Below are 12859 nucleotides of genomic sequence, written 5' to 3' on the forward strand. Positions count from 1 at the left end.
TCGCTGGGTTTTAACTTAATTTGGCAAGGTTAGCTGTTAGTGGTCGATAGCCGCGCCCGCTCCTTTAGGATAACGGATGCTTTCAACCATATCTTGCACTTCTTGCGGTGTTTCAGCGGTTACCTTGTTTACAGCAATCGCAACCACAAAGTTCAAGATCATACCTAGAGTACCAATACCCTCTGGTGAAATACCAAACCACCAGTTATCAGGCGTGTTCATTTCTGGGTTAATGAACTTGAAGAACACGATGTAAGCGGTAGTGAAGACGATACCTGCGATCATACCGGCAATCGCGCCTTCTTTGTTCATTCTCTTATAGAAGATACCCAAGATGATCGCAGGGAAGAAGGACGATGCCGCTAAACCAAAGGCAAATGCCACTACCTGCGCCACAAAGCCGGGTGGGTTAATCCCCATGTAACCTGCTGCAATAACTGCACCAACCGCACTTAAACGCGCTGCCAGTAGTTCTTGTTTTTCGGTCATATCGGGCTTGAGGCCTTTCTTCAGTAAGTCATGGGCTACCGAGGTTGAAATAACCAAGAGTAAACCAGCCGCTGTCGAAAGTGCCGCAGCTAGACCACCCGCCGCGAGTAGTGCCACTACCCAGTTAGGTAAGTTAGCTAATTCCGGAGAAGCCAATACGATAATATCGCGGTTAATGTCCATTTCGTTACGAGCGTCGCCCGAGTAGAACATACGGCCGTCACCGTTTTTATCTTCCCATTTAACTAAGCCTGTTTTCTCCCAGTTAGTTACCCAGCCAGGTGCTTGTTCAGCCGGTACACCTTTCAGATCTGGGCCATTGATTGAATCAATCATGTTAACACGAGCAAATGCTGCTACTGCAGGTGCAGTGGTGTACAAGATAGCGATAAAGATAAGTGCCCAACCCGCAGAGATACGCGCATCTTTCACTTTAGGAACGGTGAAGAAGCGGATAATTACGTGTGGTAAACCAGCCGTACCCACCATTAGCGCTGCCGTAATAAAGAACACGTCAACCATGGATTTAGAGCCATCGGTGTACAAGTTAAAGCCCAGTTCGGTCGATAACCCATCGAGTTTATCCAATAAATACATACCGGAGCCATCAGCTACCGTGCCACCAAAGCCAAGTTGAGGAACAGGGTTACCTGTCATCATGATTGAGGTGAAGATAGCAGGTACCATGAAGGCAAAGATTAATACACAGTATTGCGCAACTTGGGTATAGGTAATGCCTTTCATGCCACCCATTACCGCGTAGAAAAACACGATACACATACCTATGATGATACCCATGTTGATGTCAACTTCGAGGAAACGTGAGAACACCACGCCTACCCCACGCATTTGACCAGCAACGTAAGTGAAAGACACAAAAATTGCACAGAAAACAGCTACCATACGTGCAGTTTGAGAATAGTAACGGTCACCTATGAAATCTGGCACAGTAAACTTACCAAACTTACGTAAATAGGGAGCCAAACACAGTGCCAGTAGTACATAACCACCGGTCCAACCCATTAGGTATACCCCGCCATCATAACCGATAAAAGAAATGATACCGGCCATTGAAATAAAGGACGCCGCTGACATCCAGTCGGCAGCCGTTGCCATACCATTTGCAACCGGATGCACACCGCCACCAGCAACATAAAATTCACCCGTTGAGGCCGCTCGTGCCCAGATAGCAATACCGATGTAAAGAGCAAAGGTAAGGCCAACCAGGATAAAGGTCCAAGTTTGAATATCCATTTCTAACTCCTACTCTTCTACTTTGTATTTTTTATCTAGCTGATTCATTTTTACTACATAAATAAAAATGAGTGCCACGAAGGTGTAGATTGAGCCTTGTTGTGCAAACCAAAAGCCGAGTTTAAAACCACCCAGCGATATTTGGTTGAGGGGTTCAACCAGCAGAATGCCAAAGCCATAAGATACTGCGAACCACACAGCTAGCAGTACCCCCATAATTTTGAGGTTTTCGCTCCAATAGCGTTTTGCCATGTCTTGATTTTCGAAAGCCATATTGCTCTCCTTAAATGTTAATAGGTTGTTGCACTGTTAACATTAAATCTAAAACCGGGATAAGAAACTTAGACTTTAGTAGAAAAGCTTTATTTTCAGCTCTTTACGGATACATTAAGGGTTGATGTGTTAACTGGATCGCGAAATCGTGGCAATTTAAGCAAAGCGAATGTAACATTTTGTTAGCTTTTTGGGAGAGAATTAAGCGCAGGCTAAGTATAAAGACAAAAAAGCCAGCAAAACGCTGGCTTTTGTAGGCGATGTTCAAGCTTGGCTTACAATAACTTTTGCCAATCTTTGACCTTAGTATTAAAGAAACCAGAATCTTCATAGGCTTTTTCCACTAAGCCTTTCTGTTTCATGATAGCAATGCCTTTATCAAGCGCCTGTGCAACGGCCTTGCCTTGCGGGTGACGCTTAGAGATAGCGAAGTGGCGTGAGCCCTGTAAACCGATTTTTAAATTAGGAATCGGGATCAGGCGAACACCTTCTGGCTCAAAAGCGAGATCGGGGGTGGGTTGAAACGGAGCGAGTAGAAAGTCAGCACGACCAATGTTAACCATCTTAACCATGGACGACCACTTAACCGTGTTGATCAATTTACGCATTTTCATGGCATTTAAGGTTTGCCAATCGATGATCCATGCCTTACTTGAAACCGCAATCAGGCTACGAATTTCATCCATGCTTTTAGCTTTTAACGCTTCTTTATTACTTTCTATGGTGTACAAACCTGCTTCGAACTGGCCATTTTCGATAATCGGTGTAGAGACATAAAGCAGCTCTTCACTGCTGGTCAATAAATCCAACCAAATAGAGTTACCCGCCAACACGGCGCGTCCGGCCAATACTTGCTTGATGATGCGAGCGTGCGAGTCAGCAGTAATAAAGCGCACAGGCGAATCAATGCCACCAAAATGCAAAGCTTGTTGCACTAGTACCACTTCCACCACATCACGTCTTGCCCCCTCACCTTCATAACTGGTCATGGTTAGTGGGTTACGACCATTGATGTACTTTTCGTAGTCTTCTTTTACATCTGCCGGTAACACGATGATCAATTGCTCGCCTTTATTAGGGGCTGCCCAAAGCTGAAATGAGCACAGACAAGTGTATATGGCAGCGAGCATAAAAATGATTTTCACTCAAATTACTCCATTTGTTGAGGTGGATAGCAGGCTTCAAACAAGCTTCTAGTTAACTAGTGTGACTCTAACTGCCCTTGGGTTACAAGACAGTAAGTGGTCGTTTATGATGAAACTCATAATTTTTCGTTACCGCTACGCCGTTGGTGTTTCTTAATTGTTGACATAATCACAGCCATTTTTTGAGGGCAGAAATAAAAAACATAGTTTATACAACTAGTTAAAAATTACAGTATGACTATAGAAGTTAAGTCTTGCCTCAACACAAAATATTTATCAAACTTCTTTGTTCTGTGCACTACAACTTCTTGTTGCGATAGATAAAACGCAATCACGCCCTAATTAATACCAGTTCAGAGACAGTAATGAACAAACAGCAAATATTTGAAATCATCTTTGGTACCCACAACAGAGCCGCGCAAAACTTCGATATATTCTTGATAATTATGATTTTTGCTAGCGTGCTTGTGGTATTGCTCGACTCCGTTACCTCTTTATCAAGCCAGTACCATAGCTATTTTTACTATGCCGAATGGGGCTTTACCTTATTGTTTACGGCTGAATATTTATTACGACTATACGTATCACCTAAGCCTAGGGTTTATGCCTTTAGCTTTTATGGCGTAATTGATTTTTTGTCTATTTTGCCTGCCTTTATCTCCTTACTATTTCCGGGTGCAAACTACCTGATGATCATCCGTATCCTCAGAGTGCTGCGCATATTTAGAGTTCTTAAACTGTTTCGCTACCTGCAAGAAGCCAATACCTTGTTTCGCTCCTTGCTGGCGTCAAAGCGTAAAATATTTGTGTTTTTATTTTCTGTGGCGATTTTGATCGTGATTTTCGGCTGCTTAATGTATTTGATTGAAGGGCCAAAAAATGGCTTTACCAGCATTCCCAAAAGCATTTACTGGGCCATCGTGACGATCACAACGGTAGGCTATGGCGACATCAGCCCATCCACGCCTCTGGGTCAAGCAATTGCCTCCATTACCATGTTGGTTGGTTATGCCATTTTGGCCGTCCCCACCGGCATCATTACCGCAGAATTAGCCCAAGAGATGCAGCGCGAGCGCAATTTAATCCATTGTGTGCACTGCGATCGCAGCGGCCATGATGCCGATGCCCGTTATTGCAATCATTGCGGTACTGAGCTGCCGCCGCGACCATAAGGCAGCAGGTAATTTGATCAATGGCAGAATGCACCTCTCACCTTCTGCCATTTCCCCAACCCACAACCACGCTTAATTCCCACTGTATTCCCCCCTTGACCTCAGCTAAAGATCGTCTATAGAGAAAAAATTGCTTTAAAAACACCTCGTTAATAAGGCAATTTTCAAACTTAGAGCTAGTCTTATAAACAGAGCGGTCGTCAGGCCTTTGCCTTCTGGGTTACCCCAGCCAAATGGATTGTCTGGAGAGCGCGAATGAATATTTGTCAGCTAACCGCATCATTTAACACATTGTTACTGATATGACTTTGATAATCCCAGCATCAAAGTTGACATAACTGAGGGAGTGAAGGTTATGAGCATTTTTCAACATTACAAGTCTCGTTACGAAGAAGCGCGGGAAGAAGAGTTCACTATCAGTGAATATCTCGAGTTGTGTCGTGAAGATCGCAGCGTGTACGCCTCTGCCGCAGAGCGCTTACTCATTGCGATTGGCGATCCTGAAACCATCGACACCGCCAAAGATCCCGTGTTAAGCCGTATATTTTCAAATCGCTTAATTCATCGTTACCCTGCATTTAAAGATTTCTTTGGCATGGAAGACGCCATAGAGCAAATCGTGTCTTACTTAAAGCATGCTTCGCAAGGGTTAGAAGAGCGCAAACAAATTCTTTATTTACTTGGCCCTGTGGGTGGCGGTAAATCCTCTTTGGCCGAGAAACTTAAACAGTTAATGCAAAAAGTGCCGATTTATAAGCTTAAAGGCTCACCGGTTAACGACAGCCCTCTTTGCTTATTTGATGCCAATGAAGATGGCCATATCTTAGAGAACGAATACAAAATACCCAAACGCTACTTGCATAATATTATGTCGCCATGGGCGGCTAAGCGCCTCAAAGAATACGGCGGTGATATTAGTCAATTTAAAGTGGTTAAAGTCTATCCGTCTATCCTAAATCAGGTGTGTATTGCTAAAACCGAGCCCGGTGATGAGAACAACCAAGACATTTCGTCCTTGGTCGGTAAAGTCGATATTCGCCAACTTGAGCATTATGCCCAAGACGATGCCGATGCTTATGCGTATTCCGGCGCCTTATGTCGAGCCAATCAAGGCCTAATGGAATTTGTTGAAATGTTCAAAGCACCGATCAAGGTGTTACATCCCCTATTAACAGCGACCCAAGAAGGCAATTATAACGGCACCGAAGGCCTCTCTGCCCTGCCCTTTGAAGGTATTATTTTGGCTCACTCCAATGAATCGGAGTGGATGACCTTTAGAAACAACAAAAACAATGAAGCATTTTTGGATCGGGTTTACATCGTTAAAGTGCCATATTGTTTGCGCGTCAGTGAAGAAGTCAAAATTTACGATAAACTGCTGAAAAACAGTGAACTCGTCGGTGAGAAATGCGCGCCGGGCACATTGGAAACCTTAGCTCAATTCTCTATTCTTTCGCGCTTAAAAGAGCCTGAAAACTCAAGCATTTACTCAAAAATGCGGGTGTATGATGGTGAAAGCTTAAAAGACACCGATCCCAAGGCAAAATCCTACCAAGAGTATCGCGATTATGCGGGCGTTGATGAAGGCATGACGGGGCTTTCAACGCGGTTTGCATTTAAGATCTTGTCTCGCGTGTTTAACTTTGATGACACCGAAATTGCCGCCAACCCAGTACATTTGTTTTATGTATTGGAACAACAAATTGAGCGCGAGCAATTTGCTAATGAAGTGTCCGAACGCTACCTCGAATTTCTCAAAGGTTACCTGATCCCTAAATACGTCGAATTTATCGGCAAGGAAATTCAAACCGCTTACCTTGAATCTTATTCTGAATACGGACAAAACATCTTTGATCGCTATGTCACCTATGCCGACTTTTGGATCCAAGATCAAGAATTCAGAGACCCAGAAACTGGTCAACTGTTTGATCGCGAAGCCCTTAACAACGAGCTCGAAAAAATCGAGAAACCGGCTGGCATCAGTAATCCAAAAGATTTTCGTAACGAGATTGTCAACTTTGTACTGCGCGCTCGCGCCGGTAATCAGGGCAAGAATCCGAATTGGACCAGTTATGAAAAATTACGCACTGTGATTGAGAAAAAAATGTTCTCAAATACCGAAGACTTGTTACCTGTGATTTCGTTTAACGGCAAAACCTCGGCCGATGATCAGAAAAAGCACGACGACTTTGTCGCTCGTATGATGGAAAAAGGCTATACCCGCAAGCAAGTTAGGTTACTGGCCGAGTGGTACTTACGCGTGCGTAAAGCGTCGTAAGTCCAACGCGTTAGGGAGAGCGCTATGTCACATTTTATCGATCGGCGTTTAAACTCGAAAAACAAAAGTACGGTTAATCGCCAGCGGTTTATGCGCCGCTACAAGAAACAAATTAAGCGAGCCGTGGCGGATGCCGTCACCCAACGTAGCATTCAAGATGTTACCTCGGGTGAAAGTATCAGTATTCCGCAAAAAGACATGTCTGAGCCTTTTTTCCATCAAGGCAATGGCGGGGTGCGTAGCCGGGTACATACTGGCAACGATAACTTTATTGATGGCGACAAAATCAAGCGCCCGCCCCCACAACAAGGCGGCGAAGGCTCTGGTGAAGGAGAAGCGAGCGATCAAGGTGAAGGCAATGACGATTTTGTATTTCAAATATCCAAAGATGAATACTTAGATCTGATTTTTGAAGATCTGGCCCTGCCCAACCTCGAACAAAAACAATTAGATAAGTTAATCGAATATAAAACCTACCGAGCCGGTTTTACCTCAGACGGGGTGCCGGCCAATATCAATATTGTGCGCTCGTTGCAAAATTCACTGCTGCGTCGCACCGCCCTAGGCGCGGGCAAAAAGCGTAAACTCAATGAGCTTAAAGCCGAGCTGGCTGAGCTTGAAGCGGCTGCCAGTAAAGCTAAACAAAAAACCAAACATGCCCAAGCGATTAGCGAGCTTAAAGCGCAAATCACCGAATTAGAAACACGGCTTAAGAATATGCCGTTTATTGATACCTTTGATCTTAAGTACAACAATTTTGCCCAGCGCGCCGTGCCCAGCAGCCAAGCCGTGATGTTTTGCTTAATGGACGTTTCTGGCTCGATGGATCAAGCTACCAAAGAAATGGCGAAACGCTTTTATGTCCTGCTCTATTTATTTCTAACCCGCAGCTATAAACATATAGACGTAGTGTTTATTCGCCATCACACCCAAGCCAAAGAAGTTGATGAGCAAGAGTTCTTTTATTCACAAGAAACCGGCGGCACCATAGTATCGAGTGCGCTAAAACTGATGGATGAAATCGTTAAGGACAGATACCCCGAAAATCAATGGAACATCTACGCAGCCCAAGCCTCTGACGGCGATAACTGGGCCGATGATTCGCCCTATTGCAGTAAGTTGTTAGCGCAGCAATTGTTACCTAAATTACGCTATTACGCCTACATTGAAATCACCAACCGCCCGCACCAATCGCTGTGGCGGGAGTATGAAAAACTGGTCGAAAGTTATCCGCAATTTGCCATGCAACACATACGCAGCGTCAAAGATATTTACCCTGTATTTCGTGAATTATTTAAAAAACAGGCCGCGTAACGTCGGTCTGTTGTTTTGGAGGCGATATGGATAAAGCCGAAAAATTACCCCATGGCCCTGATTGGAACTTTTCCTTACTAGAGCTTTATGATCAAGAAATCCAACGGGTTGCCAAGCTTTACAAATTAGATACTTACCCTAACCAAATTGAAGTGATCACCGCAGAGCAAATGATGGATGCCTACTCCAGTGTGGGCATGCCCATTGGTTATCGACATTGGTCTTATGGCAAAAAATTTATCGAAACCGAGCAAACCTATAAACGCGGCCAAATGGGACTGGCATACGAAATCGTCATTAACTCAGACCCCTGTATTGCCTATTTGATGGAAGAAAATACCCTGCCAATGCAAGCGCTGGTTATCGCTCACGCTTGTTATGGCCATAACTCTTTTTTTAAGAACAATTATTTATTCAAAACTTGGACGGATGCAGGCTCAATTATCGATTACTTATTGTTTGCCAAACAGTACATTGAAGACTGTGAAGAAAAATACGGCATCGACGAAGTAGAAGAAATCATCGATTCTTGCCATGCCTTAATGAATTACGGCGTTGATAGATACAAACGGCCGCAAAAATTATCACTCAGCGAAGAAAAGCGCCGCCAGCAAGAGCGCGCCGAATACATGCAAAGTCAAGTTAATGCGTTGTGGCGTACAATCCCGGTAAAAAATAAGCAAAGTGATGAACAAAGCTATCGTTTCCCAAAAGAGCCACAAGAGAACATTCTCTACTTTATTGAAAAGCACGCGCCGTTATTACAACCTTGGCAACGTGAAATCGTGCGAATTGTACGAAAAATTAGCCAGTACTTTTACCCGCAAAAACAAACTCAGGTGATGAATGAAGGCTGGGCCACCTTTTGGCACTACACCTTAATGCAACACCTATACGACGAAGGCAAATTAAGCGACAAATTTATGCTTGAAGTGCTGCACAATCACACCAATGTCACGCTACAACCGCCATACAATGCGCCCTACTACTCTGGCATCAACCCTTATGCGTTAGGCTTTGCTATGTTCACCGACATACGCCGAATTTGTGAACATCCTACCGAGGAAGACAAGCAATGGTTTCCTGACATTGCTGGCAGTGATTGGCTTGAAACCTTGCATTTCGCGATGCAGAACTTTAAGGATGAAAGCTTTATTGGTCAGTATCTGTCACCGAAAGTGATCCGGGATTTTAAACTATTTGCCGTGGTCGATGATGACTCTAAATCCTATATCAAGGTTGATGCGATCCATAACGAACAAGGCTATCAAAAAATTCGCCAGCAACTCGCAGCACAATACAATTTAAGTAATATCGAGCCTAACATTCAGGTTTACAGTGTTGATTTAAATGGTGATCGGTCATTGAAACTGCGTTACGTCCCCCACCAAAAAGTGCCATTGGGGGATTCGACCCAAGAAGTACTTAAACATCTACACCGTTTATGGGGATTCAACGTTAGCTTAGAGCAGGTTCAAGATGATGATAAGTGTCATATTTTAGCTCGGGTGCCGGAGCTGCACGAAACCAAAGAGCAACTGCAAATATAATTCAGTGGGATGTGTTGATTAAGGGGCTAAGCTAAGCCGCCCCTATTTCCCTATTCTATTCGGTAATATCACTAGGAATATCGGACTTTACTCGCTCCCAAATAAGGGCGCTTTGTTTTCCGTAGCGGCGTACTAAATCCATCACTTGCTCGTCAGGTTGCTGTTGACAAAAACGGGCTATGTTTAGATAAAAATCGCGAGCCAGCAATTTGGCATCGTGATGGGCAAAATAAAATACCCCTAGCTTTTGGTACAAGTTACGAAAACCATTCAGAACCAGCACATAAATCATGTTCTCAGAAGCCATCGCAAGCTGGTGATAAAAAGCATAATCGAAGTCAACAAAGGTTTGGCTATCAGCGTCCACATCAGGCAGCTGCTCAACGATACTTAACACCCGCTCAGGGTTTCGTTTAATCGCACCACGGATAAAAATAGCACTGATGTTGGTCCGAGCCGACAACAATTGGTCAATTAATAAAGGCACCTTATCGCCTTCAAGTCGAGCCAGCGTTTCCAATATATTTAGGCCCGAGGTTTGCCAAATATCATTCACTTGAGTTGGCTTGCCATGGCGTATTGTCAACCACCCATCGCGTGCAAGGCGTTGTAGCACTTCACGTAATGTGGTTCTTGTTACCCCAATCATTTCAGACAGTTCTCGCTCGGCAGGCAAGATCGAGCCAGGCGGAAAGCGTTCATTCCAGATCGAGTCGATTAAATATTCTTCAGCCACACCCGCTGGACTTTGCGCTTTAAAAACCATAGAACCACTCATAATTATTTATTTTCTTTATTGACCTAATACATCAAAAGCAGGATTGTTTTGAGTAAATATGAAGAAAAAATGAAGACACCGTTGCATCCACAACTTCGTGATGAAAATCACATTTTTTTTACACCTTGACTGCATCATAATTGCGCCAATCTGGCTACAATACGCCCGATTTCTTAAGGCATACTTTTGTGCCCCCCAAATCAAGCACTAAGTGCTAACCAGTCGGCATGGCAAAATCAATTATTTCCGCCAGGAATGAATGTAATACCACATAAGCTAGCCGATATTATTATATTGGACAAAGGAAGTTATTAAAACAATGTCAGACTTACTGATCGCTGGTTGTCGGAATTTTCTCGGCAACGCGCCAAAGTGGTACAAATGGGCCATCATTACTTTTCTTGTAGTTAACCCGATTATTTTTGCCATAGACCCATTTGTAGCGGGTTGGGTACTGGTGATGCAATTCATCTTCACCCTTGCGATGGCTCTTAAATGTTACCCTCTACAACCTGGTGGTTTATTGGCCATCGAAGCAGTTGTTATTGGTATGACTTCCCCAAAACAGGTTGAACATGAACTGGCTGCTAACTTTGAAGTAATCCTACTCCTAATCTTCATGGTTGCGGGTATCTACTTCATGAAGAGCTTATTGCTTTATATTTTCACTAAGCTGTTGATCAAAGTTGAATCTAAAGCATTACTCTCTTTGTCCTTCTGTTTTGCTGCTGCATTTTTATCTGCCTTCCTCGATGCGCTAACGGTTATCGCAGTGGTTATCAGTGTTGCGGTTGGCTTTTACAGCATTTACCACAAGGTGGCTTCAGGTAAAGACAATAGCGCTCTTGATCACGACCACACTTGTGACAATAACTTGCAAGACCAACGTCGTGAAGATCTAGACAAATTCCGCGCTTTCCTACGTAGCCTACTTATGCACGCGGGTGTGGGCTCTGCATTAGGCGGGGTATGTACTCAAGTTGGTGAGCCACAAAACCTAATTATCGCCGACCAAGCAAGCTGGGACTTTATTGAATTTGCCCTACGTATGGCGCCGGTGACGGTTCCTGTATTTATCTGCGGCCTAATTACTTGTTACATGGTAGAAAAACTAGGTTGGTTTGGCTACGGTGCTAAATTACCTAACGCAGTGCGCCAAATCATGGTCGACTATGATAAACAAGCCGATGCAAAAATGACCCAGCGCGATGTTGCCAAGCTAGTTGTACAAGGCCTGATTGGTGTATGGTTAATCATTGGTCTAGCGCTGCATTTAGCGCCAGTTGGCCTAATCGGTCTATCGGTTATCGTACTGGCTACCTCTTTCACTGGTATTATCGAAGAGCACGCCCTAGGTAAAGCCTTTGAAGAAGCGCTACCATTTACCGCGCTACTGGCTGTATTTTTCACCATCGTTGCGGTAATCATCGACCAAGAGCTGTTCAGACCTGTCATTCAAGCTGTATTGATGCAAGATGGTCACGCTCAACTTGCCTTGTTCTACGTGGCTAACGGCTTACTTTCTATGCTTAGTGATAACGTATTCGTGGGCACGATTTACATCAATGAAGTTAAGGCTGCACTACTGGACGGTCAAATTACCCGTGACCAGTTCGACCTACTCGCCGTTGCTATCAACACAGGTACTAACCTGCCGTCGGTTGCCACACCAAACGGTCAAGCCGCCTTCTTGTTCTTGCTAACGTCTGCAATTGCACCTCTGGTTCGCCTGTCTTACGGCACCATGGTATGGATGGCGCTGCCGTACACTATCGTACTGGCTATCGTTGGTATGATCGGCATTATGTTCTTCTTAGAAGGTTCAACTGAATGGCTTTACTTACATGAGCTTATTCAGCACCATTCGGTGAGCGAAGCCGCGACATCAGGCGCAGCACACTAATCTGAACTTGCTTGAAACTCTGTGCTAGGCCACAGAGTTTTGTATAGAGCGTGTAAAGATCATAGTTTTAAGAATAAAAAACCCAGTATAATTGCTGGGTTTTTTATTCTTCAAGGAACGAGAATTTATGCAGTACCTCAATCAGTTAGCGACAAAACGTGGGCCATGGCTGCTGTTGGCCTTTTCGGCATTATGTTTAGAGCTTACCGCTCTTTATTTTCAACATGTGATGAAACTAGAGCCCTGCGTAATGTGTATTTATGAACGCATAGCCATGATGGGGATCATCGCAACCGGGTTAGTCGGCGCCATTAGACCTGATTTTTTTGTTACCCGTTGGGCAGGTTTTGTACTTTGGGGCGTGAGTGCTTATTGGGGATTACAACTTGCCTTAGAGCATGTTGATTACCAGATGAACCCTTCGCCATTTTATACGTGTGATTTTATCCCTAACTTCCCCGAGTGGATGCCACTGCATCAATGGGTACCTTGGCTGTTTAACCCCACCGGTGATTGCGCCGATATCGTTTGGCAATTTTTGGGCTACAGCATGCCACAATGGTTATTTGTCTGCTTTGCTATTTACAGTGTGATATTTTTAGTCGTATTAATTGGCCAATTCTCGCGCCGTAAATGCTGCGACTAAATACGCATTCTAAAACTTTTCGCGATATAAATATCGCTCCTACCCCAGACGGAACAA

At 44.2% G+C, this 12859-nt stretch carries 10 protein-coding genes; 6 read left to right on the top strand and 4 right to left on the bottom strand.

Annotated elements, in window-relative coordinates:
• Nucleotides 1-36 precede the first annotated feature (36 nt).
• The 3 genes from ACK8OT_RS18595 to ACK8OT_RS18605 all read right to left on the bottom strand — a co-directional run bounded on the left by ACK8OT_RS18595 (nucleotide 37) and on the right by ACK8OT_RS18605 (nucleotide 3161).
• Entirely contained in the window at nucleotides 37-1743 is a 1707-nt protein-coding gene (locus ACK8OT_RS18595) for a sodium:solute symporter family protein (protein ID WP_410198003.1), read from the bottom strand.
• Nucleotides 1744-1752: 9 nt separating this feature from the next.
• Nucleotides 1753-2016 (bottom strand): DUF4212 domain-containing protein, encoded by a 264-nt coding sequence (locus ACK8OT_RS18600; RefSeq protein WP_410198004.1) that lies wholly within the window; start codon nucleotides 2014-2016, stop codon nucleotides 1753-1755.
• 275 nt (nucleotides 2017-2291) lie between these two features.
• Nucleotides 2292-3161 (bottom strand): hypothetical protein, encoded by an 870-nt coding sequence (locus tag ACK8OT_RS18605; protein ID WP_410198005.1) that lies wholly within the window; start codon nucleotides 3159-3161, stop codon nucleotides 2292-2294.
• Between the two features lie 365 nt (nucleotides 3162-3526).
• Here ACK8OT_RS18605 and ACK8OT_RS18610 point away from each other — a divergent pair, with 365 nt between their 5' ends.
• The 4 genes from ACK8OT_RS18610 (at nucleotide 3527) to ACK8OT_RS18625 (ending at nucleotide 9475) form a co-directional block, all read left to right on the top strand.
• Nucleotides 3527-4333, top strand: a complete 807-nt coding sequence (locus ACK8OT_RS18610; protein WP_410198006.1) for an ion transporter — start codon at nucleotides 3527-3529, stop codon at nucleotides 4331-4333.
• A 355-nt stretch (nucleotides 4334-4688) separates the two neighbouring features.
• Nucleotides 4689-6611: a PrkA family serine protein kinase gene (locus tag ACK8OT_RS18615; RefSeq protein ID WP_410198007.1), complete on the top strand. Its 1923-nt coding sequence runs from the start codon at nucleotides 4689-4691 to the stop codon at nucleotides 6609-6611.
• A 24-nt stretch (nucleotides 6612-6635) separates the two neighbouring features.
• Nucleotides 6636-7925, top strand: a complete 1290-nt coding sequence (locus tag ACK8OT_RS18620) for a YeaH/YhbH family protein (protein ID WP_410198008.1) — start codon at nucleotides 6636-6638, stop codon at nucleotides 7923-7925.
• A 26-nt stretch (nucleotides 7926-7951) separates the two neighbouring features.
• Nucleotides 7952-9475 carry a SpoVR family protein gene (locus tag ACK8OT_RS18625; protein WP_410198009.1) on the top strand — a complete coding sequence of 508 codons (1524 nt, stop codon included), beginning with the start codon at nucleotides 7952-7954 and terminating at the stop codon, nucleotides 9473-9475.
• Between the two features lie 55 nt (nucleotides 9476-9530).
• On the opposite strand, the gene fadR is transcribed toward ACK8OT_RS18625, so the two are convergent.
• A complete protein-coding gene (fadR, locus tag ACK8OT_RS18630) occupies nucleotides 9531-10253 on the bottom strand; it encodes a fatty acid metabolism transcriptional regulator FadR (RefSeq protein WP_410198010.1) in 723 nt (240 codons plus the stop codon).
• A gap of 319 nt (nucleotides 10254-10572) precedes the next feature.
• Here fadR and nhaB point away from each other — a divergent pair, with 319 nt between their 5' ends.
• Nucleotides 10573-12156 carry a Na(+)/H(+) antiporter NhaB gene (gene nhaB, locus ACK8OT_RS18635; protein ID WP_410198011.1) on the top strand — a complete coding sequence of 528 codons (1584 nt, stop codon included), beginning with the start codon at nucleotides 10573-10575 and terminating at the stop codon, nucleotides 12154-12156.
• Between the two features lie 127 nt (nucleotides 12157-12283).
• Nucleotides 12284-12802 (top strand): disulfide bond formation protein DsbB, encoded by a 519-nt coding sequence (gene dsbB / locus ACK8OT_RS18640; protein ID WP_410198012.1) that lies wholly within the window; start codon nucleotides 12284-12286, stop codon nucleotides 12800-12802.
• Nucleotides 12803-12859: the final 57 nt, after the last annotated feature.

It is taken from the genome of Motilimonas thetidivivens (assembly GCF_046452435.1).
Taxonomy (GTDB): domain Bacteria; phylum Pseudomonadota; class Gammaproteobacteria; order Enterobacterales; family CBDFNC01; genus Motilimonas.